The 22,286-nt window shown below is 71.2% G+C and carries 20 protein-coding genes; 19 read left to right on the forward strand and 1 reads right to left on the reverse strand.

Translation table 11 applies throughout. From position 1 onward, the window contains the following. The first annotated feature begins 113 nt into the window (after positions 1 to 113). The 13 genes from ACWEQO_RS15660 (at position 114) to nusB (ending at position 13,174) form a co-directional block, all read left to right on the forward strand. Positions 114 to 557, forward strand: a complete 444-nt coding sequence (locus tag ACWEQO_RS15660) for a DUF948 domain-containing protein (RefSeq protein WP_361461899.1) — start codon at positions 114 to 116, stop codon at positions 555 to 557. A gap of 7 nt (positions 558 to 564) precedes the next feature. Continuing rightward, positions 565 to 936: a hypothetical protein gene (locus ACWEQO_RS15665; protein WP_361461901.1), complete on the forward strand. Its 372-nt coding sequence runs from the start codon at positions 565 to 567 to the stop codon at positions 934 to 936. Beyond that, positions 936 to 3,605, forward strand: a complete 2,670-nt coding sequence (gene alaS / locus ACWEQO_RS15670; RefSeq protein ID WP_361461904.1) for an alanine--tRNA ligase — start codon at positions 936 to 938, stop codon at positions 3,603 to 3,605. Before ACWEQO_RS15665 ends, alaS begins: the two co-directional genes overlap by 1 nt. Positions 3,606 to 3,649: 44 nt before the next feature. After that, complete coding sequence (gene ruvX, locus ACWEQO_RS15675; protein ID WP_361461924.1) at positions 3,650 to 4,114, forward strand: Holliday junction resolvase RuvX; 465 nt, start codon at positions 3,650 to 3,652, stop codon at positions 4,112 to 4,114. A 124-nt stretch (positions 4,115 to 4,238) separates the two neighbouring features. Further along, the gene (mltG, locus tag ACWEQO_RS15680) at positions 4,239 to 6,002 is read left to right on the forward strand and encodes an endolytic transglycosylase MltG (protein ID WP_361461906.1); all 1,764 of its coding nucleotides are present in this window, start codon (positions 4,239 to 4,241) and stop codon (positions 6,000 to 6,002) included. Then, positions 5,992 to 6,831, forward strand: coding sequence for a shikimate dehydrogenase (locus ACWEQO_RS15685; protein ID WP_361461908.1), 840 nt, complete (start codon positions 5,992 to 5,994; stop codon positions 6,829 to 6,831). Before mltG ends, ACWEQO_RS15685 begins: the two co-directional genes overlap by 11 nt. A gap of 217 nt (positions 6,832 to 7,048) precedes the next feature. Continuing rightward, positions 7,049 to 8,233, forward strand: a complete 1,185-nt coding sequence (gene aroC, locus ACWEQO_RS15690) for a chorismate synthase (RefSeq protein WP_361461910.1) — start codon at positions 7,049 to 7,051, stop codon at positions 8,231 to 8,233. 26 nt (positions 8,234 to 8,259) lie between these two features. Beyond that, positions 8,260 to 8,742, forward strand: coding sequence for a shikimate kinase (locus tag ACWEQO_RS15695; protein ID WP_452983343.1), 483 nt, complete (start codon positions 8,260 to 8,262; stop codon positions 8,740 to 8,742). Then, the gene (gene aroB, locus ACWEQO_RS15700) at positions 8,739 to 9,833 is read left to right on the forward strand and encodes a 3-dehydroquinate synthase (protein WP_361461911.1); all 1,095 of its coding nucleotides are present in this window, start codon (positions 8,739 to 8,741) and stop codon (positions 9,831 to 9,833) included. The genes ACWEQO_RS15695 and aroB overlap by 4 nt, the downstream gene beginning before the upstream one ends. A 212-nt stretch (positions 9,834 to 10,045) precedes the next feature. Continuing rightward, a complete protein-coding gene (locus ACWEQO_RS15705; protein ID WP_452983202.1) occupies positions 10,046 to 10,915 on the forward strand; it encodes a Pro-rich N-terminal domain-containing protein in 870 nt (289 codons plus the stop codon). Between the two features lie 91 nt (positions 10,916 to 11,006). Continuing rightward, positions 11,007 to 12,113: an aminopeptidase P family protein gene (locus ACWEQO_RS15710; RefSeq protein WP_361461916.1), complete on the forward strand. Its 1,107-nt coding sequence runs from the start codon at positions 11,007 to 11,009 to the stop codon at positions 12,111 to 12,113. 57 nt (positions 12,114 to 12,170) lie between these two features. Beyond that, entirely contained in the window at positions 12,171 to 12,737 is a 567-nt protein-coding gene (gene efp, locus ACWEQO_RS15715; RefSeq protein WP_361461918.1) for an elongation factor P, read from the forward strand. Between the two features lie 2 nt (positions 12,738 to 12,739). Further along, on the forward strand, positions 12,740 to 13,174 hold the full coding sequence (nusB, locus tag ACWEQO_RS15720; protein ID WP_452983206.1) for a transcription antitermination factor NusB: 435 nt from the start codon (positions 12,740 to 12,742) through the stop codon (positions 13,172 to 13,174). A gap of 244 nt (positions 13,175 to 13,418) precedes the next feature. Here the strand turns inward: nusB and bldD are convergent, their stop codons facing one another. Further along, a complete protein-coding gene (gene bldD / locus ACWEQO_RS15725; protein ID WP_279337061.1) occupies positions 13,419 to 13,922 on the reverse strand; it encodes a transcriptional regulator BldD in 504 nt (167 codons plus the stop codon). Positions 13,923 to 14,206: 284 nt separating this feature from the next. Here bldD and pyrR point away from each other — a divergent pair, with 284 nt between their 5' ends. The 6 genes from pyrR (at position 14,207) to carB (ending at position 22,195) form a co-directional block, all read left to right on the forward strand. Next, positions 14,207 to 14,764, forward strand: coding sequence for a bifunctional pyr operon transcriptional regulator/uracil phosphoribosyltransferase PyrR (gene pyrR, locus ACWEQO_RS15730; RefSeq protein ID WP_361458076.1), 558 nt, complete (start codon positions 14,207 to 14,209; stop codon positions 14,762 to 14,764). Between the two features lie 108 nt (positions 14,765 to 14,872). Then, the gene (locus ACWEQO_RS15735) at positions 14,873 to 15,847 is read left to right on the forward strand and encodes an aspartate carbamoyltransferase catalytic subunit (protein ID WP_361457873.1); all 975 of its coding nucleotides are present in this window, start codon (positions 14,873 to 14,875) and stop codon (positions 15,845 to 15,847) included. A 4-nt stretch (positions 15,848 to 15,851) separates the two neighbouring features. Beyond that, entirely contained in the window at positions 15,852 to 17,147 is a 1,296-nt protein-coding gene (locus ACWEQO_RS15740) for a dihydroorotase (RefSeq protein ID WP_452983210.1), read from the forward strand. Next, on the forward strand, positions 17,144 to 17,716 hold the full coding sequence (locus ACWEQO_RS15745; RefSeq protein WP_452983213.1) for a PH-like domain-containing protein: 573 nt from the start codon (positions 17,144 to 17,146) through the stop codon (positions 17,714 to 17,716). The genes ACWEQO_RS15740 and ACWEQO_RS15745 overlap by 4 nt, the downstream gene beginning before the upstream one ends. Further along, positions 17,713 to 18,894 carry a glutamine-hydrolyzing carbamoyl-phosphate synthase small subunit gene (gene carA / locus ACWEQO_RS15750; protein WP_361457882.1) on the forward strand — a complete coding sequence of 394 codons (1,182 nt, stop codon included), beginning with the start codon at positions 17,713 to 17,715 and terminating at the stop codon, positions 18,892 to 18,894. Before ACWEQO_RS15745 ends, carA begins: the two co-directional genes overlap by 4 nt. Then, positions 18,887 to 22,195, forward strand: a complete 3,309-nt coding sequence (carB, locus tag ACWEQO_RS15755; RefSeq protein WP_452983217.1) for a carbamoyl-phosphate synthase large subunit — start codon at positions 18,887 to 18,889, stop codon at positions 22,193 to 22,195. Before carA ends, carB begins: the two co-directional genes overlap by 8 nt. The last annotated feature ends 91 nt before the right edge of the window (positions 22,196 to 22,286 follow it).

A 22,286-nucleotide genomic window follows, 5' to 3' on the forward strand; every position in this document is an offset into this window, starting at 1 on the left:
CTTGACGTTCTCGGTGTTTCTCGAAGCTCTCAGGGTTCCTTCAGGGTTCTTTCAAGGAGTCTCCGAGGGTCTTCGAGGTGGCAGGCACGTTTCTCAGGGAGCAGGTGCGCACAGTGTCCGGTGGAGAGGTGGCCGGAATCCTGGTGGCCGTGTTCTGGGCGATCCTGGTCTCCTTCCTCGCCGTCGCACTGGCGAGGCTGGCCCAGACGCTCCGGGCGACCACCAAGCTCGTGGCGGACGTGACCGACCAGGCCGTCCCGCTGCTGGCGGACGCCTCCTCGGCGGTGCGCTCCGCACAGACCCAGATCGAACGGGTCGACGCGATCGCCTCCGACGTCCAGGAGGTCACCTCCAACGCCTCCGCGCTGTCGACCACCGTCGCCTCCACCTTCGGCGGCCCGCTGGTCAAGGTCGCCGCCTTCGGCTACGGCGTGCGCCGGGCCGTCAGCGGCCGCAAGGAGGACACGTCCGCCAGGACACCGGGACGCACCGTGATCGTGGGCCGCGCCGTCCCGGGGATGCGGCGGACGGGGCGCACCCGGGGAAAGAAGGACTGACGCAGCGATGTTCCGCCGTACCTTCTGGTTCAGCACCGGCGTCGCCGCCGGGGTGTGGGCCACCACCAAGGTCAACCGCAAGCTGAAGCAGCTGACCCCCGAGAACCTCGCCGTGACCGCGGCGAACAAGGCGCTCGAGGCGGGCGGCCGGCTCAGGGACCGGGCAGTGGACTTCGCGTTCGAGGTCCGCGACAACATGGCCCGGCGCGAGGCCGAACTGACCGACGCCCTCGGCATCGACGCCCCCGCCGACCGGGAACTCCCGGCGGCCCGCCGCTACGCCGCCATCGAGAACCGAAACAGCCCGAAGAGCAATCCCCGGCACGTCGAGGGCTCGACGTACCTGACGTACCCGTACAACCGGAATGAGGACCACTGATGGAGTCGGCCGAGATCCGCCGCCGCTGGCTGAGCTTCTTCGAGGAGCGCGGGCACACCGTCGTCCCTTCGGCGTCGCTCATCGCGGACGACCCGACTCTGCTGCTCGTCCCGGCCGGCATGGTGCCTTTCAAGCCCTACTTCCTGGGCGAGGTCAAGCCGCCCTTCGCGCGCGCCACCAGCGTGCAGAAGTGCGTCCGCACGCCGGACATCGAAGAGGTCGGCAAGACCACCCGGCACGGCACGTTCTTCCAGATGTGCGGCAACTTCTCCTTCGGCGACTACTTCAAGGAAGGCGCCGCCGAGCTCGCCTGGGAACTGCTCACCAGCCCCCAGGACAAGGGCGGCTACGGCCTCGACCCCGAGCGCCTGTGGATCACCGTCTACGAGGAGGACGACGAGGCCGAGCGCATCTGGCGCGACGTCGTCGGCGTGCCCGCCGAGCGCATCCAGCGCCTGGGGAAGAAGGACAACTACTGGGACATGGGCGTTCCCGGCCCCTGCGGTCCCTGCTCCGAGATCAACTACGACCGCGGTCCCGAGTTCGGTGCCGAGGGCGGCCCGGCCGTCAACGACGAGCGGTACGTGGAGATCTGGAACCTGGTCTTCATGCAGTACGAGCGGGGCGAGGGTCCGGGCAAGGACTACCCGATCCTCGGCGACCTGCCGAGCAAGAACATCGACACGGGCCTCGGCCTCGAGCGGCTCGCCATGATCCTGCAGGGCGTGCAGAACCTGTACGAGATCGACACCTCCATGGCCGTCATCAAGAAGGCCACCGAGCTGACGGGCGTGGCCTACGGCGACGCCCAGGCCTCCGACGTCTCGCTGCGCGTGGTCACCGACCACATGCGCACCTCCGTGATGCTCATCGGCGACGGCGTCACCCCGGGCAACGAGGGCCGCGGCTACGTGCTGCGCCGCATCATGCGCCGTGCCATCCGCAACATGCGCCTCCTCGGTGCCACCGGCCCGGTCGTCAAGGACCTGGTCGACGTCGTGATCGAGATGATGGGGCAGCAGTACCCCGAACTGGTCACCGATCGCGAGCGCATCGAGAAGGTCGCCGTCGCCGAGGAGAACGCCTTCCTCAAGACGCTGAAGGCCGGCACCAACATCCTCGACACCGCCGTCACCGAGACCAAGCAGTCCGGCGGCACGGTCCTGGCCGGCGACAAGGCCTTCCTGCTCCACGACACCTGGGGCTTCCCGATCGACCTCACCCTGGAGATGGCCGCCGAGCAGGGGCTGTCCGTGGACGAGGACGGCTTCCGGCGGCTGATGAAGGAGCAGCGGGAGCGGGCCAAGGCCGACGCCCGGGCCAAGAAGACCGGCCACGCCGACCTCGGCGCCTACCGCGAGATCGCCGACCGGGCCGGCGCCACCGACTTCACCGGCTACACCGAGACCGAGGGCGAGTCCACCGTCGTGGGCATCCTGGTCGACGGAGTCTCCTCACCGGCCGCCACCGAGGGCGACGAGGTGGAGATCGTCCTCGACCGCACCCCGTTCTACGCCGAGGGCGGCGGCCAGATCGGCGACACCGGCCGGATCAGGGCCGACTCCGGTGCGGTCATCGAGATCCGCGACTGCCAGAAGCCGGTGCCGGGCGTGTACGTCCACAAGGGCGTCGTCCAGGTCGGTGAGGTGACCGTCGGCGCCAAGGCCCACGCCTCCATCGACGACCGCCGCCGCAAGGCCATCGCCCGCGCCCACTCCGCCACCCACCTCACCCACCAGGCCCTGCGCGACGCCCTCGGCCCGACGGCCGCCCAGGCGGGTTCCGAGAACCAGCCCGGCCGCTTCCGCTTCGACTTCGGCTCGCCGTCCGCCGTTCCGACGGCCGTGATGACCGACGTCGAGCAGAAGATCAACGAGGTGCTCGCCCGCGACCTCGACGTGCGTGCCGACGTCATGGGGATCGACGAGGCCAAGAAGCAGGGAGCCATCGCCGAGTTCGGCGAGAAGTACGGCGAGCGCGTGCGCGTGGTGACCATCGGCGACTTCTCCAAGGAGCTGTGCGGCGGCACCCACGTGCACAACACCGCCCAGCTCGGCCTGGTCAAGCTGCTCGGCGAGTCCTCCATCGGCTCCGGCGTGCGCCGCATCGAGGCCCTGGTCGGCGTGGACGCCTACAACTTCCTCGCCCGCGAGCACACGGTCGTCGCCCAGCTCCAGGAGCTGATCAAGGGCCGTCCGGAGGAGCTCCCGGAGAAGGTCTCCGCCATGCTCGGCAAGCTCAAGGACGCCGAGAAGGAGATCGAGAAGTTCCGCGCCGAGAAGGTGCTCCAGGCCGCCGGAGGCCTCGCCGAGTCCGCCAAGGACGTCCACGGGGTCGCCCTGGTGACCGGTCAGGTCCCGGACGGCACCGGGGCCGACGACCTGCGCAAGCTGGTGCTGGACGTACGCGGCCGCATCCAGGGGGGTCGGGCCGCCGTCGTCGCCCTGTTCACGGTCAACAACGGCAGGCCCCTCACCGTGATCGCCACCAACGAGGCCGCCCGTGAGCGCGGTCTCAAGGCCGGCGACCTGGTCCGCACGGCCGCCAAGACCCTCGGCGGCGGTGGCGGCGGCAAGCCGGACGTCGCCCAGGGCGGCGGCCAGAACCCGGCCGCCGTCGGTGAAGCCGTCGACGCCGTCGAGCGGCTCGTGGCGGACACGGCCAAGTGAGCGAGCCCGTGGCCGGCCCCGTGCCGGGCGGAGAAGGCCCCGCGATGCGCAGGGGGCGCCGGCTCGCGATCGACGTCGGGGACGCCCGTATCGGGGTCGCCTCGTGCGACCCCGACGGGATCCTCGCCACCCCGGTCGAGACCGTCCCCGGCCGGGACGTCCCGGCGGCTCACCGGCGCCTTGGGCAGCTCGTCGAGGAGTACGAGCCGATCGAGGTCGTGGTCGGCCTCCCTCGCTCCCTCAAGGGGAGCGAGGGTCCCGCCGCGGCCAAGGTCCGCGGCTTCACCCAGGAGCTGGCCCGCCGGATCGCACCGGTGCCGGTGCGGCTCGTGGACGAGCGGATGACCACGGTGACGGCGAGCCAGGGGCTGCGCGCCTCGGGTGTGAAGTCCAAGAAGGGACGCTCCGTCATCGACCAGGCCGCCGCGGTGATCATCCTCCAGCAGGCACTCGAATCCGAACGGGTGTCAGGCAACCCACCTGGTGAGGGCGTCGAAGTGGCGGGGTGATCCCGGTACGGTAACGTTCCGCGCGATGCGGTGGCGTTCGAACAGCCACCGCACGGAGAGAGGCGGGACGGGTCCCGGCGCCCCCACAGCCGCGTGACCGCCGCCTCGCGGCTCTAGGGGATCGATGACTGAGTATGGCCGGGGCCGAGGCTCCGAACCGTGGCACCCGGACGACCCGCTCTACGGCGACGGCGGGTGGACCGGGCAGCAGGCCCAGCAGGCCCAGCCGGGTCAACAGTCCCCCTACGAGGGCCAGGCGCAGCATTACCCGCAGCAGCAGGCGCAGCAGCAGTACGGCGACTGGGGCGGTGCCGAGCAGGGCGGATACGGCCAGCAGCAGTACCCGCAGCAGCACGACCAGCAGCAGTACGGTCAGCAGCAGTACGACCAGCAGTACGCCCCCCAGCAGATGCAGCAGCCCGGACAGCAGCCGTACGACACCGGCGGCTGGCACACCGGCGCCCAGCAGCCTCAGGACCCGTACGGGCAGCAGGGCGGTGCGTACGGCGCCCAGCAGTCCGACCACTACGGCACACCGGAGGCCTATCCGCCGCCGGAGCCCCCGGCCCACCGCACCACCGAGCCCGAGCGGCGGCCGGAGCGGGAGGCGGACCCGGAGCCGGACACCGACTGGGACCCCGGTCCCGACCAGGGCGAACACGCCTTCTTCTCGGACACCGGCGATGACGGTGACGACACCGATGACGCCGGCGACGCCGACGACGCCGACGACGATCCGGGCGCTCGCCGCGGCCGCGGCGAGCGCCGGGGCAAGAGCGCCAAGGGCAGCAAGGGCGCCAAGGGCGACAAGGGCAAGAAGCGGCGCAACGGAACCGCCTGCCTCGTGGTGGTGCTGGCCCTCGGCGGCGGTCTGGTCGGTGTGAGCTACTTCGGCTGGCAGTTCTTCCAGGATCGTTTCGGCAGCGCCCCGGACTTCGCGGGCGACGGGAACGGCGAACAGGTCACCGTCACGATTCCCAAGGGGGCCCTGGGCAACCAGATCGGGAAGGTGCTCAAGGACGCCGGTGTGGTGAAGAGCGTCGACGCCTTCATCGCGGCACAGGCCGACAACCCGCAGGGCGGGAGCCTTCAGGACGGCGTCTACACGCTCGAGAAGGAGATGTCGGCCGACGCCGCCATCGAGCTCATGCTCAGCCCGAAGAGCCGCAACAACCTGATCATCGCCGAGGGCTTGCGCAACGCCAAGATCTACGAACTCATCGACGAACGCCTCAAGCTCGACGTCGGCACCACCGAGAAGATCGCCGAGAAGGACTGGGAGAAGCTCGGCCTGCCGGACTGGGCGGTGAACGGCGGGGACGTCAAGGACCCGTTGGAGGGTTTCCTCTACCCCTCCAGCTACGGAGTGGGCAAGGACGCGAAGCCCGCGGACGTGCTGAAGGAGATGGTGGGCCGGGCCACCGACAAGTACGAGGCACTGCAGTTCCCGGAGAAGGCCGAGAGCCTCGGTCTCGAAGGACCGTGGGAACTGGTCACGGTCGCGAGCCTGGTGCAGGCCGAGGGCAAGACCCACGACGACTTCCGCAAGATGTCCGAGGTCATCTACAACCGCCTCAAGCCCACCAACACCGAGACCAACCAACTGCTCCAGTTCGACTCGACCTTCAACTATCTGAAGGGCGTGAGCAACATCCGTATCAGCGAGTCCGAGATCAACAGCAACAAGGACCCGTACAACACCTACACCCGTAAGGGCCTGCCGCCCGGCCCCATCGGCAACCCCGGGGACGACGCGCTGACCGCGGCCCTGAAGCCGACCGGGGACGGCTGGATCTACTTCGTGGCCACCGACGGAATAAGCAAGACCGAGTTCGCCAAGACGCACGACGATTTCCTGAAGTTGAAGGACAAGTTCAATGCCAGTTAGGGCGGCCGGGGCGCGACGGGCGGCAGTCCTCGGCTCGCCGATCGCCCACTCCCTCTCCCCGGTGCTGCACCGCGCCGCGTACGCGGAGCTGGGGCTGCGGGAGTGGACGTACGACCGGTTCGAGATCGACGAGCAGGCCCTGCCGGGCTTCTTCGGGACGCTCGGACCCGAATGGGCGGGACTGTCGCTGACCATGCCGCTGAAGCGGGCCGTGATCCCGCTGCTGGACGGCATCAGCGAGACCGCCGCGTCCGTCGACGCGGTCAACACCGTCGTGTTCGCCGAGGACGGCCGTCGGACCGGCGACAACACCGACATCCCCGGCATGGTCGCCGCCCTGCGCGAGCACGGCATCGAGAAGGTGGACACCGCGGCCGTCCTCGGCGCCGGAGCCACCGCCTCGTCCGCGTTGGCCGCGCTGGCGCGGATCTGCACGGGCGAGGTCTCCGTCCACGTCCGCAGCGCGGCCCGCGCCGCCGAGATGCGGCAGTGGGCCGAGCGGCTCGGCGTCGCGGTGCGCATCGCCGACTGGGACGACGCCGAGCAGGCCCTGCACGCCCCGCTGGTGATCGCCACCACCCCGGCGGGCGTCACCGACACCCTCGCCCACGCCGTACCGGAACGCCCCGCGGCCCTCTTCGACGTGCTCTACGACCCCTGGCCGACCGCCCTCGCGGCCCGCTGGTCGGCGTCCGGCGGCGCCGTGGTCGGCGGGCTGGACCTGCTGGTGCACCAGGCGGTGCTCCAGGTCGAGCAGATGACGGGGCGTTCCCCGGCCCCGGCGTCCGTCATGCGAGAAGCAGGCGAACGCGCTCTCGCGGCCCGATAGGATCCCGTCCCGGTCTGCAGGGGGGCGGGTCCGGCTTCCTCGGTGTCCGCGCTCCGCCGCAGCCCGTCCGTCTGATGGACCGGCGGCCGGACGCACCGCCCGGACGTGGGAGGATCGGACGTGGCGGGCCGGGGCCGCGCACCCCGTCGTGCCGTAGCCGTGCGCGAGGACGCGCGTGCGCAGAGCAGTACCAGGGCGCGAGTACCGAGGAGCACCGTTGAGCAGGTTGCGCTGGCTGACCGCGGGGGAGTCCCACGGCCCCGCACTCGTCGCGACGCTGGAGGGTCTTCCCGCCGGCGTCCCGATCACCACGGACATGGTGGCGGACCATCTGGCGAGGCGGCGGCTGGGCTACGGGCGCGGTGCCCGGATGAAGTTCGAGCGGGACGAGGTCACCTTCCTCGGCGGCGTCCGGCACGGCCGCACCCTCGGGTCCCCGGTCGCGATCATGGTGGGCAACACCGAGTGGCCCAAGTGGGAGCAGGTCATGGCGGCCGACCCGGTCGACCCCGAGGTGCTGGCCGGCCTTGCCCGCAACGCCCCGCTGACCCGCCCGCGCCCCGGCCACGCCGACCTCGCCGGCATGCAGAAGTACGGCTTCGACGAGGCCCGCCCGATCCTGGAGCGCGCCTCCGCCCGCGAGACCGCTGCCCGCGTGGCGCTGGGCGCGGTGGCCCGCTCCTACCTGAAGGAGACGGCCGGCATCGAGATCGTCTCCCACGTGGTGGAGCTGGCCGCCGCCAAGGCGCCCTACGGGGTGTACCCGACCCCGGCCGACGTGGAGAAGCTGGACGCGGACCCGGTGCGCTGCCTGGACGCGGACGCCTCGCAGGCGATGGTCGCCGAGATCGACCAGGCCCACAAGGACGGCGACACCCTCGGCGGCGTGGTCGAGGTGCTCGCCTACGGCGTGCCGGTGGGACTGGGCTCGCACGTGCACTGGGACCGGCGCCTGGACGCCCGGCTGGCCGCCGCCCTCATGGGCATCCAGGCGATCAAGGGTGTCGAGGTCGGCGACGGCTTCGAGCTGGCCCGGGTGCCCGGCTCCCGGGCGCACGACGAGATCGTCCCCACCGGCGAGGGCATCAAGCGCGCCTCGGGCCGCTCCGGCGGCACCGAGGGCGGCCTGACCACCGGTGAGCTGCTGCGGGTGCGGGCCGCGATGAAGCCCATCGCGACCGTGCCGCGGGCGCTGAGGACGGTGGACGTGGCCACCGGCGAGGAGGCCGCCGCCCACCACCAGCGCTCCGACGTGTGCGCCGTGCCGGCGGCCGGCATCGTCGCCGAGGCCATGGTGGCGCTGGTCCTGGCGGACGCGGTCGCGGAGAAGTTCGGCGGCGACAGCGTCACCGAGACCCATCGCAACGTGGCGTCCTACCTCGAGCACCTGGCCGTGCGGTGACCCGGCGGATCGTGCTGGTCGGCCCGATGGGCGTGGGCAAGTCCACCGTCGGGCGGCTGCTGGCCGAGCGCCTCGGCGTCGGCTACCGGGACACCGACGACGACATCGTCGCCGCGCAGGGCCGCACCATCGCGGAGATCTTCGTGGACGAGGGCGAGGCCGCCTTCCGCGCGATCGAGAAGCAGGCGGTGCGCGCCGCGCTCGCCGGGCACGAGGGGGTCCTGGCCCTGGGCGGCGGCGCCGTCCTGGACGCGGACACCCGGGCGCTGCTCGCCGGGGAGCGGGTGGTGTACCTCTCGATGGACGTCGAGGAGGCGGTCAGGCGCACCGGACTCAACGCCGCCCGCCCGCTGCTCGCGGTCAACCCGCGCAAGCAGTGGCGCGAGCTGATGGAGGCCCGGCGCCATCTGTACGAGGAGGTGGCCACGGCGGTCGTGGCCACCGACGGCCGCACGCCCGAAGAAGTCACCCGCTCCGCCCTGGACGCACTGGAGATGAAGCAAGCATGAGCAGCGAGGCAGTGACGCGGATCTCCGTCGGCGGCACCGCGGGCACCGACCCGTACGAGGTCCTGGTGGGCCGTCAGCTCCTGGGCGAGCTCGGCGGGTTGATCGGGGACAGGGCCAAGCGGGTCGCGATCGTGCACCCCGAGGCGCTCGCCGAGACCGGCGAGGTGCTCCGCGCCGACCTCGCCGAGCAGGGCTACGAGGCCATCGCCATCCAGGTGCCCAACGCGGAGGAGGCCAAGACGGCCGAGGTCGCCGCGTACTGCTGGAAGGCGCTCGGACAGTCCGGGTTCACCCGCACCGACGTCATCGTCGGCGTGGGCGGCGGCGCCACCACCGACCTGGCCGGTTTCGTGGCCGCGACCTGGCTGCGCGGGGTGCGCTGGATCGCGGTCCCGACCACGGTGCTGGCCATGGTGGACGCGGCCGTCGGGGGCAAGACCGGCATCAACACCGCCGAGGGAAAGAACCTGGTGGGCGCCTTCCACCCGCCCGCCGGCGTGCTGTGCGACCTGGCCGCCCTGGACTCCCTCCAGGTCAACGACTACGTCTCCGGACTGGCGGAGGTCATCAAGGCCGGTTTCATCGCCGACCCGGTGATCCTGGACCTCATCGAGGCCGACCCCCGGGCCGCCCGCACACCGGCGGGCCCGCACACCGCCGAGCTCATCGAGCGCTCGATCCGGGTCAAGGCCGAGGTCGTCTCCTCCGATCTGAAGGAGGCGGGCCGCCGGGAGATCCTCAACTACGGACACACCCTCGGCCACGCCATCGAGAAGAACGAGCGCTACAAGTGGCGCCACGGCGCGGCGGTGTCGGTGGGCATGCACTTCGCCGCCGAGCTCGGCCGGCTCGCCGGCCGTCTGGACGACGCCACCGCCGACCGGCACCGCGCCGTCCTCGAGTCGGTCGGGCTGCCCCTGCACTACCGCTACGACCAGTGGCCCAAGCTGCTGGAGACCATGAAGGTCGACAAGAAGTCCCGCGGCGACCTGCTGCGCTTCATCGTCCTGGACGGTCTGGCCCGGCCCACCGTGCTGGAGGGCCCGGACCCGGCGGTGCTGCTCGCCGCCTACGGAGAAGTGGGGGAGTAGCCCCGGACCCGATCGCCGGACCGAACGGTCCGGCGATCGGGCACTCGGCGACGTCCCCGGCCGTTCACCCGGCAACGGCAGTGGACCGTACCGTTCGAACAGCCGCCCCGACGCTCTAGGGTGGGGGGAGAGCGGGGACCCACCCTGCCTTCAGTGCTAGTCGCCTGTGGCGAGTGAACCGAGCCCAGCAGACCGAGACGGAGTGGCACCGGATGCAGCACGCAGTGGGTTCTCCGCTGCCGCCGCCCCACCGACCGGGGCACGGACCGGCCGACGGCTGGTCACCGGCCGCGCACCACCCGGGAGCGCACCAGGGGCCCGCCCCGGTGTCCCCACCGCCTCCACCACCTGCACCGCCCCCACCACCTCCGGTCCCTCCGGCTCCGGGGTACCCCGCGGGCGTTCCGCAGGCCGGGCACCCCCCGATCCCGCCGCCGGAGACCACCGGTCATGTGCCGCTGCCGCCCGGCGGCCCCGTGGCCGTGCCCAGCGCCCCGCAGGCCCCCGCGGCCCCCGACCCGGCCGGTACGACCCTCGCGGTGCTGCTCATAGGTCCGGCGGGAGCGGGCAAGACCAGCGTCGCCAAGTACTGGGCGGACCACCGCCGGGTGCCGACCGCGCACATCAGCCTGGACGACGTACGGGAGTGGGTGCGCTCGGGCTTCGCCGACCCGCAAGCCGGGTGGAACGACCACTCGGAGGCGCAGTACCGGCTGGCCCGCCGCACCTGTGGCTTCGCCGCGCGCAACTTCCTCGCCAACGGCATCTCCTGCATCCTCGACGACGCCGTCTTCCCCGACCGCCCCGTCGTCGGCCTCGGTGGCTGGAAACGGCACGTGGGACCGGGCCTGCTGCCCGTCGTCCTGCTGCCGGGCCTGGACGTCGTCCTGGAACGCAACGCGGAGCGGTCCGGCAACCGCCGCCTCGGCGACGAGGAGGTCGCCCGCATCCACGGCCGCATGGCCGGCTGGTACGGCTCGGGCCTCCCTATCATCGACAACTCCCAGCTCGGCATACCGGAAACGGCCGCGGTCCTGGACGACGTCCTGGCCCGGTCCATCGCCAGCCCTCCGGCCTGGTGAACCCGCTCCACGGCGCCGCCAGCCCCTGGCCGGCCCGCCCACTCGGCCCTCTCGACCGGCGGTATCCGGCCATCGCTCATAGGCTCGGGTCATGTCTGAGGTGTACGCGGTCCGCCGGACGCGGCTGAGGGAGTGCTGCAACGCGGGCGGCAGCGCGGCGGCGCTGGTGTCCCGGCCCGCCAACGTGCGCTACCTCGCGGGCGCCGTCCCCGAGGACACCGTGCTGCTGCTGGGCCCGGCCGAGGACCTGCTGGTGTGCGCCGCGCCCCTCGACGACCGCTTCCCGCAGACCCGGCCCGACGAGACGCTGCGTGTTCACGTCGTACCGGCGGCCGGAGGCGATCCGGCCGCTCTGGCCGCCGATCTCGCCATCGCCCAGGGCGCCGACTCCCTGGCCGTCGAGGAGCACCACCTCACCGTGACCCGGCACCGAGCCCTCGGCTCGGCCGCCCCCCGACTGCGGCTGGCCGACGTAGGAACAGCGGTCGAGCAGCTCCGGGTGGTCAAGGACGAGGAGGAGATCTCCTGCCTGCGCATCGGCGCGGAGATCGCCGACCAGGCCCTGGGCGAGCTGCTGGAGTCGATCCTCGTCGGCCGCACCGAGCGGCATCTCGCGCTGGAGCTGGAGCGCCGGCTGGTCGACCACGGCGCCGACGGTCCCGCCTTCGCCACCTCCGTCGCCACCGGCCCGAACTCCGGGCGGCCCGGCCACCGGCCCACGGACCGGCGGGTGGAGGAGGGCGACTTCCTCTCCGTCTGTCTCGGCGCCGCCTACCGCGGGTACCGCTGCGCGATCGGCCGTACGTTCGTCATCGGCACCGCCCCCGCGGACTGGCAGATCGAGCTGTACGACCTCGTCTTCACCGCTCAGCGGGCCGGACGGGAGTCCCTCGTACCCGGCGCGGCCTGCCGTGACGTGGACCGTGCGACCCGTCAGGTGCTGGACGGGGCCGGCTACGCCGAGGCCCTTCCGGCCGTCACCGGACACGGGGTCGGGCTCGAAATCGACGAGGACCCGCGAATGACCCCGGCGGCCATGGGTAAACTGGACGCTTGTGTGCCGGTCACCGTCGAACCAGGGGTTCACCTCCCGGGCCGGGGCGGTGTCCGGATCGATGACACGCTCGTCGTACGCCCCGAGGCGGACGGCGGACCCGAGCTACTCACCATCACGACCAAGGAACTGCTGGCGCTCTAGCTTCGCGCCGAGCGCCGGCCCCGGGTCGTCTCACGTCAGTCCAGGAGATTCCGCAACGTGGCTTCCACGAACGACCTCAAGAACGGCATGGTGCTCAAGCTCGAAGGCGGCCAGCTCTGGTCCGTAGTCGAGTTCCAGCACGTCAAGCCCGGTAAGGGCCCGGCCTTTGTACGTACCAAGCTCAAGAACGTACTCTCCGGCAAGACCGTCGACAAGACCTTCAACGCCGGTGTGAAGGTCGACACGGCCACCGTCGACAAGCGGGACATGCAGTTCTCCTACATGGACGGCGACTACTTCGTCTTCATGGACATGGAGACCTACGACCAGATGCACATCGACCGCAAGGTCGTCGGCGACGCCGCCCACTTCCTCGTCGAGGGCTTCGAGGCCACCGTCGCCCAGCACGAGGGCGAGGTGCTCTTCGTCGAGCTGCCGGCCGCCGTCGAGCTGACCGTCGCCGAGACCGAGCCGGGCGTCCAGGGTGACCGCTCCACCGGCGGCAACAAGCCGGCCACGCTGGAGACCGGCCACCAGATCCAGGTCCCCCTCTTCATCACCACCGGTGAGAAGATCAAGGTCGACACGCGCACCAGCGACTACCTCGGCCGGGTGAACAGCTAACCGTGGCTGCCCGCAACACGGCCCGCAAGCGCGCCTTCCAGATCCTCTTCGAAGGCGACCAGCGCGGTGCCGACGTTCTGACGGTCCTCGCGGACTGGGTCCGGCACTCCCGGTCCGACACCCGGCAGCCGCCGGTGAGCGAGTACACGATGCAGCTGGTCGAGGGCTACGCGGAGCACGCGAAGCGCATCGACGAGCTGATCGCCCAGTACTCGGTCGGCTGGACGCTGGACCGGATGCCGGTCGTCGACCGCAACCTCCTGCGTCTCGGCGCGTACGAGCTGATCTGGGTCGACGGGACCCCGGACGCCGTCGTCCTCGACGAGATGGTGCAGCTGGCGAAGGAGTTCTCCACCGACGAGTCGCCCTCGTTCATCAACGGCCTCCTCGGCCGGCTCAAGGAACTCAAGCCCTCGCTGCGCCGCGACGAGAGCTGAGCGGGCACCGCCACCGGGACCACAGGAACCGGTACAGGCGCCCGGCGGGTTCCCGAGCCGGCACGGACACGCCGGAGGGCCCGCAGCGATCGCGCTGCGGGCCCTCCGGCGTACTCACCCGGTGCGCCCGGCACCTTGGTGAGGGGCGGGCCGGCCGGACGAAGACCGCCGGGGTGGCCCGGACCCCGCAGGTCCGGGCCACCCCGGCGGTACGTTTCTGCTCAACCCGCAGAGCGCTCCGGGCTCAGCTCTCCTCGTGCGAGGCGACCGCACGGCGCGCGTCCGCGTCCAGGACGCCCCAGCTGATCAGCTGCTCGGTGAGGACCGAGGGGGACTGGTCGTAGATCACGGAGAGGGTGCGCAGGTCGTCCTGGCGGATCGAGAGCACCTTGCCGTTGTAGTCGCCGCGCTGGGACTGGATCGTCGCCGCGTACCGCTGCAGCGGACCCGCCTTCTCCGGCGGCACCGTGGCCAGCCGCTCCAGGTCGAGGACCAGCTTGGGCGGCGGCTCGGCGGCTCCGCCCGGGGTGGTGCCGGGAAGGAGTTCCTGCACCGGAACGCCGTAGAAGTCCGCCAGTTCGGCAAGACGCTGCACGGTCACGGCGCGGTCGCCGCGCTCGTACGAACCGACCACGACCGCCTTCCAGCGGCCCTGGGACTTCTCCTCGACACCGTGGAGGGAAAGGCCCTGCTGGGTGCGGATCGCTCGGAGTTTGGCCCCGAGCTGTTTGGCGTATTCGCTGGACATATAGCTCCCCGGCACTGTGTCGACGCGGCTGGCATGTTTCCAGGCCGCGCGGCTGGTAACTCACTGTGAGGTTACGCAGAGTTACTCTCGCCCGTCAAGCCGAATGGTCCACACCGACTCTTCCGTGCTACGCCGGACCGGTTGCGCCCGGGGGGTGACGGGCGCCGGGCGAAGGGGTGAAACAGGAGTGTCGCTGCCGACCTGATAGCGTGGGCGACGCAATTCCGACGTCCTTTAAGGTCCGTCCCGTGAGGCGGAGAAGGAGGTCCGTTCACATGGATCACATGGACGCGCACACCGATGCGCGGCCCGTTCTCGAAGGCCCCGACATCGCGCGGGTGCTGACCCGCATCGCCCACGAGATCGTCGAGCGCGCCAAGGGCGCCGACGACGTGGTGCTCCTCGGCATCCCGACCCGGGGCGTCTTCCTCGCCCAGCGGCTCGCCGCCAAGCTCGAACAGGTCACCGAACGCAAAGTCCCGGTCGGCTCGCTCGACATCACCATGTACCGCGACGACCTGCGCATGCAGCCGCCGCGTGCGCTGGCCCGCACCGAGATCCCCGGTGACGGCATCGACGGCCGGCTGGTCGTCCTCGTCGACGACGTGCTCTTCTCCGGGCGCACCATCCGCGCCGCCCTCGACGCGCTGAACGACATCGGGCGCCCCCGCGCGGTGCAGCTCGCCGTCCTCGTCGACCGCGGCCACCGCGAACTGCCCATCCGTGCCGACTACGTCGGCAAGAACCTCCCCACGTCGTTGCGGGAGACGGTCAAGGTCCTGCTCGCCGAGGAGGACGGTCGCGACACCGTCCTGCTCGGTGCCAAGCGGCCCTCTCCGTAGCGATCCGGGCGCACGTCGTCGGCGTGCGCCGGTCCGGGGCGCCCCCGTGCCTCCGGATGCCCGGATTCTCCCGTTCTTCCGATTGAACCGTCCTACGGAGCCTGACAGATGCACCGTCATCTCATCTCGGCCGCCGACCTCACCCGCGACGACGCCGTCCTGATCCTCGACACCGCCGAGGAGATGGCCCGGGTCGCCGACCGGCCGATCAAGAAACTGCCGACCCTGCGCGGCCGGACCGTCGTCAACCTCTTCTTCGAGGACTCCACCCGGACCCGGATCTCCTTCGAGGCCGCCGAGAAGCGGCTGTCCGCGGACGTCATCAACTTCACCGCCAAGGGGTCCAGCGTCTCCAAGGGGGAGTCCCTCAAGGACACCGCGCAGACCCTGGAGGCCATGGGGGTCGACGCCGTCGTCATACGGCACGGCGCCTCGGGGGCCCCGTATCGGCTGGCCACCTCCGGCTGGATCGACGCGCACGTCATCAACGCCGGCGACGGCACCCACCAGCACCCCACCCAGGCCCTGCTCGACGCCTTCACCATGCGGCGCCGGCTCGTCGGCCCGGACGCCGGGATCGGCCAGGACCTCGCCGGCCGGCGCATCACGATCGTCGGCGACGTCCTGCACAGCCGGGTCGCCCGCTCCAACGTCGACCTGCTGCACACCCTCGGCGCCGAGGTCACCCTCGTCGCCCCGCCGACCCTGCTGCCGGTCGGCATCGGGTCCTGGCCCTGCGAGGTCTCCTACGACCTCGACCGCACCCTGCCCAAGTCCGACGCCGTGATGATGCTGCGCGTGCAGCGCGAGCGCATGAAGGCCGCCTTCTTCCCGACCGAGCGCGAGTACTCACGGCGCTACGGTCTCGACGGCGAGCGCATGCGGCGGATGCCCGAGCACGCGATCGTGATGCACCCCGGCCCCATGGTCCGCGGGATGGAGATCACCGCCGAGGTGGCCGACTCCGGCCGCTGCACCGTCGTCGAACAGGTCACCAACGGGGTCTCCATCCGGATGGCCGTCCTGTACCTGCTGCTCGGGGGCAACGAACCCGCCCTCGCCCGCACCACGGAGGAGAAGTAACACCATGAGCAAGACCCTGATCCGCGGTGCGAAGGTGCTCGGCGGCGACCCGCAGGACGTGCTGATCGACGGCGGGACCGTCGCGGCCGTCGGCACCGGACTGAGCGCCGGGGCCGTCGAGGGCGCAGAGGTCGTCGAGGCCGCCGGCAAGGTGCTGCTGCCCGGCCTGGTCGACCTGCACACCCATCTGCGCGAGCCGGGCCGCGAGGACTCCGAGACCGTGCTGACCGGCACCCGCGCGGCGGCGAGCGGCGGCTACACCGCCGTGTTCGCCATGGCCAACACCTTTCCGGTCGCCGACACCGCCGGCGTCGTCGAGCAGGTCTGGCGGCTCGGCAAGGAGCACGGCTACTGCGACGTACGGCCCATCGGCGCCGTCACCGTCGGCCTGGAGGGCAGCACGCTCGCCGAACTGGGCGCCATGCACGAGTCCGCGGCCGGCGTCACCGTCTTCTCCGACGACGGCAAGTGCGTCCACGACGCCGTGATCATGCGGCGCGCCCTGGAGTACGTGAAGGCCTTCGACGGCGTCGTCGCCCAGCACGCGCAGGAACCCCGGCTGACCGAGGGCGCCCAGATGAACGAGGGCGTCGTCTCCGCCGAACTGGGCCTGGGCGGCTGGCCGGCCGTCGCCGAGGAGGCGATCATCGCCCGGGACGTCCTGCTCGCCGAGCACGTCGGCTCCCGCGTCCACATCTGCCACCTGTCGACGGCGGGCAGCGTCGAGATCGTGCGCTGGGCCAAGGCCCGCGGCATCCGCGTCACCGCCGAGGTCACCCCGCACCACCTGCTCCTCACCGACGAACTGGTGCGCACCTACAACCCGGTCTACAAGGTCAACCCGCCGCTGCGCACCGAGCGGGACGTCCTGGCGCTGCGCGAGGCGCTCGCCGACGGCACGATCGACATCGTCGCCACCGACCACGCCCCGCACCCGCACGAGGACAAGGACTGCGAGTGGGCGGCCGCGGCCATGGGCATGGTCGGCCTGGAGACCGCGCTGTCGGTGGTCCAGGAGACGATGGTCGACACGGGCCTGCTGGACTGGGCCGGCGTGGCCGACCGGATGTCCTTCGCCCCCGCGCGCATCGGACGGGCCGAGGGCCACGGCCGTCCCGTCTCGGTGGGTGAGCCCGCGAACCTCACCCTCGTCGACACGGCATACCGTGGTTCCGTGGACCCCGCGGGCTTCGCCTCGCGCAGCCGCAACACCCCGTACGAGGGCCGTGAGCTGCCGGGCCGTGTCACGCACACCTGGCTCCGGGGCACGGCCACGCTCGTCGACGGGAAGCTCACGTGACACCTGTAATCCTGCTGGCCGCCGAGAAACGATCGGCGGAAGTGACCGACTGGGCGGCCAGGATCGGCTGGGTCGTCGGACTCGCCCTCTTCGTCGCGCTCGTCTACTGGTTGATGCGCGAGGGCTGGAAGTGGCGCGGCACCCTCCAGGGCGACCTCCCCGAACTGCCCACGGCCCCGGACGACCTCGGCCCGGCGAAACTGGGCGCGAGCGGCCGCTACCACGGCTCCACCACCGCCGGCCAGTGGCTCGACCGCATCGTCGCGCACGGCCTGGGCACCCGCAGCCGGGTGGAACTCACCCTCACCGACGCGGGCCTGGACGTCGTGCGCCCCGGAGCCGGCGACTTCTTCGTCCCGGCCGACGCGCTGCGCGGGGCCCGGCTCGACAAGGGCATCGCCGGCAAAGTGCTCACCGAGGGCGGCCTGCTCGTCGTCACCTGGGCACACGGCGAGCGGCTGATCGACTCCGGCTTCCGCTTCGACCAAGCGGCCGACCACAACGAGTGGGTCCCGGCCATCGACTCCATGAGCAAGACGAACGTCACAACGGAAGGCGCCGAACGATGACAACCTCCACCCCGGGAACCACCTCTCGCAAGAAGGTGCTTCCCGCCGTACTCGTCCTGGAGGACGGCCGGGTCTTCCGCGGCCGTGCCTACGGGGCGGTGGGGGAGACCTTCGGCGAAGCGGTGTTCTCCACCGGGATGACCGGCTACCAGGAGACCCTCACCGACCCCTCCTACCACCGCCAGGTCGTCGTGATGACCACGCCGCACGTCGGCAACACCGGCGTCAACGACGACGACCCCGAGTCCCAGCGGATCTGGGTCGCCGGCTACGTCGTGCGCGACCCCGCGCGCGTGCCGTCCAACTGGCGCTCCCGCCGGGCCCTGGACGAGGAGCTCGCCGCCCAGGGCGTCGTCGGCATCAGCGGCATCGACACCCGCGCGCTCACCCGGCACCTGCGCGAACGGGGCGCCATGCGCGTCGGCATCTTCAGCGGCGACGCCGTACGGGACGACGCCGCGCTCCTGGCCGAGGTGCGGGAAACCCCCGAGATGAAGGGCGCCGACCTCGCCGCCGAGGTCGCCACCACCGAGCCGTACGTCGTCCCCGCCGTCGGCCCCGACGGCGCGCCCCTCCCGCTCGGCACCGCGAAGTTCACCGTCGCCGCGATCGACCTCGGCATCAAGGGCATGACCGCCCAGCGCATGACCCAGCGCGGCATCGAGGTGCACGTCCTGCCCGCGAACGCCACCCTCGACGACGTCTACGCCGTCAACCCCGACGGGGTGTTCTTCTCCAACGGACCCGGCGACCCCGCCACCGCCGACCACCCCGTCTCCGTGATGAGGGGAGTCCTGGAGCGCGGCACCCCGCTCTTCGGGATCTGCTTCGGCAACCAGATCCTCGGCCGCGCCCTCGGCTTCGGCACCTACAAGCTGAAGTACGGCCACCGCGGTATCAACCAGCCGGTGCAGGACCGCAGGACCGGCAAGGTCGAGGTCACCTCGCACAACCACGGCTTCGCCGTCGACGCCCCGCTCGACAAGGTCTCCGAGACCCCGTTCGGCCGGGTCGAGGTCTCCCACGTCTGCCTCAACGACAACGTGGTGGAGGGGCTCCGCCTGCTCGACCGGCCGGCCTTCAGCGTCCAGTACCACCCGGAGGCGGCGGCGGGCCCGCACGACGCCGCCTACCTGTTCGACCACTTCGTATCCCTGATGGAGGGCCAGCGTGCCTAAGCGCACCGATATCCAGTCCGTCCTGGTCATCGGCTCCGGCCCGATCGTCATCGGCCAGGCCGCCGAGTTCGACTACTCCGGCACCCAGGCGTGCCGGGTGCTGAAGGCCGAGGGCCTGCGCGTCATCCTGGTCAACTCCAACCCGGCGACGATCATGACCGACCCGGAGATCGCCGACGCCACCTACGTCGAACCGATCACCCCGGAGTTCGTCGAGAAGATCATCGCCAAGGAGCAGCCGGACGCCCTGCTGCCCACCCTGGGCGGCCAGACGGCCCTGAACACCGCGATCTCCCTGCACGAGAACGGCGTCCTGGAGAAGTACGGCGTCGAGCTGATCGGCGCCAACGTGGAGGCCATCCACAAGGGTGAGGACCGCGACCTGTTCAAGGAGGTCGTGGAGGAGGTCCGCAGGAAGATCGGCCACGGCGAGTCCGCCCGGTCCTACATCTGCCACTCCATGGACGACGTCCTCAAGGGCGTCGAGGAGCTCGGCGGCTACCCCGTCGTCGTCCGCCCGTCCTTCACCATGGGCGGCGCCGGCTCCGGCTTCGCCCACGACGAGGACGAGCTGCGCCGCATCGCCGGCCAGGGCCTCACCCTGTCGCCGACCACCGAGGTGCTCCTGGAGGAGTCCATCCTCGGCTGGAAGGAGTACGAGCTGGAGCTGATGCGCGACAAGAACGACAACGTCGTGGTCGTCTGCTCCATCGAGAACTTCGACCCCATGGGCGTGCACACCGGCGACTCGATCACCGTCGCGCCCGCGATGACGCTGACCGACCGCGAGTACCAGACCCTGCGGGACATCGGCATCGCCGTCATCCGCGAGGTCGGCGTCGACACCGGAGGCTGCAACATCCAGTTCGCGGTGAACCCCGAGGACGGGCGCGTCATCGTCATCGAGATGAACCCGCGTGTCTCGCGTTCCTCGGCCCTGGCCTCCAAGGCGACCGGGTTCCCGATCGCCAAGATCGCCGCGAAGCTCGCCGTGGGCTACACCCTCGACGAGATCCCCAACGACATCACGAAGGAGACCCCGGCCTCCTTCGAGCCGGCCCTCGACTACGTCGTCGTCAAGGCTCCCCGGTTCGCCTTCGAGAAGTTCCCGAGTGCCGACTCCACCCTCACCACCACCATGAAGTCGGTCGGCGAGGCCATGGCGATCGGCCGCAACTTCACCGAGGCCCTGCAGAAGGCGCTGCGCTCGCTGGAGAAGAAGGGCAGCCGGTTCACCTTCGTCGGCGACCCCGGGGACAAGGCGCTCCGCCTCGACGAGGCGATCCGCCCGACCGACGGCCGCATCAACGCGGTCATGCAGGCCATCCGCGCGGGGGCCACCCCCCAGGAGGTCTTCGACGCCACCAAGATCGACCCCTGGTTCGTCGACCAGCTCTTCCTCCTCAAGGAGATCGCCGACGAGCTCGCCGAGGCGCCCGAGCTGACCCGGGACCTGCTCGCCGAGGCCAAGCGGCACGGCTTCTCCGACGAGCAGATCAGCGAGATCCGCGGCCTGCGCGCGGACGTCGTCCGCGAGGTCCGGCACGCCCTGGGCATCCGCCCGGTCTACAAGACGGTCGACACCTGCGCCGCCGAGTTCGCCGCGGACACGCCGTACTTCTACTCCTCCTACGACGAGGAGACCGAGGTCGCCCCGCGCGAGAAGCCCGCGGTGATCATCCTGGGCTCCGGCCCGAACCGCATCGGCCAGGGCATCGAGTTCGACTACTCCTGCGTCCACGCCTCCTTCGCGCTGAGCGAGGCCGGGTACGAGACCGTGATGGTCAACTGCAACCCGGAGACCGTCTCCACCGACTACGACACCTCCGACCGGCTCTACTTCGAGCCGCTCACCCTGGAGGACGTCCTGGAGATCGTCCACGCGGAGGAGCAGGCCGGACCGGTCGCGGGCGTGATCGTCCAGCTCGGCGGCCAGACCCCGCTGGGCCTGGCCCAGGCGCTGAAGGACAACGGCGTGCCGATCGTCGGCACGCCCCCCGAGGCCATCCACGCCGCCGAGGACCGGGGAGCCTTCGGCCGCGTCCTGGCGGAGGCCGGCCTGCCGGCCCCCAAGCACGGCACCGCCACCACCTTCGCCGAGGCCAAGGCCATCGCCGACGAGATCGGCTACCCGGTCCTCGTCCGCCCGTCCTACGTGCTCGGCGGACGCGGCATGGAGATCGTCTACGACGAGAACCGGCTGGAGTCCTACATCGCCGAGTCGACCGAGATCAGCCCCTCCCGGCCGGTGCTGGTCGACCGGTTCCTCGACGACGCGGTCGAGATCGACGTCGACGCGCTGTACGACGGCGAGGAGCTCTACCTCGGCGGTGTCATGGAGCACATCGAGGAGGCAGGCATCCACTCCGGCGACTCGGCGTGCGCCCTGCCCCCGATCACGCTCGGCGGTTACGACATCAAGAGGCTGCGCACCTCCACCGAGGGCATCGCCCGCGGGGTCGGGGTGCGCGGCCTGATCAACATCCAGTTCGCGCTCTCCGGCGACATCCTCTACGTCCTGGAGGCCAACCCGCGCGCCTCCCGCACCGTCCCCTTCACCTCGAAGGCGACCGCGGTGCCGCTGGCCAAGGCGGCCGCCCGGATCTCCCTCGGCGCGACCGTCGCCGAACTCCGCGCGGAGGGCCTGCTCCCCGCCCAGGGGGACGGCGGCACGCTGCCCCTGGACGCGCCGATCTCCGTCAAGGAGGCGGTCCTGCCGTGGTCGCGCTTCCGCGACATCCACGGCCGCGGCGTCGACACGGTCCTCGGCCCGGAGATGCGCTCCACCGGCGAGGTCATGGGCATCGACTCCGTCTTCGGCACGGCCTACGCCAAGTCGCAGGCCGGCGCCTACGGGCCGCTGCCCACCCGGGGCCGCGCCTTCATCTCGGTCGCCAACCGGGACAAGCGCCTGATGATCTCCCCCGCGCGTGAGCTGGTCGCCCACGGCTTCGAACTGCTCGCCACCTCCGGCACCGCCGAGGTCCTCAAGCGCAACGGCATCAACGCCACCGTGGTGCGCAAGCAGTCCGAGGGCACCGGCCCGAACGGGGAGAAGACCATCGTCCAGCTGATCCACGACGGCGAGGTCGACCTCATCGTCAACACGCCGTACGGCACCGGCGGCCGTCTCGACGGCTACGACATCCGCACGGCCGCGGTGGCGCGGTCCGTGCCGTGCCTGACGACGGTCCAGGCGCTCGCCGCGGCGGTCCAGGGCATCGACGCCCTCAACCGCGGAGAGGTGGGCGTCCGCTCGCTCCAGGAACACGCGCACCATCTGACAGCCGCCCGCGACTAGGGCCGAGCCGCCGGAGGGGGACACCGATGACGGTGTCCCCCTCTTCATGAGGACCCCCCTCTTCCTGAGGACCCCCTGGGACAGGACACTC

Source organism: Streptomyces sp. NPDC004051, from assembly GCF_053604275.1.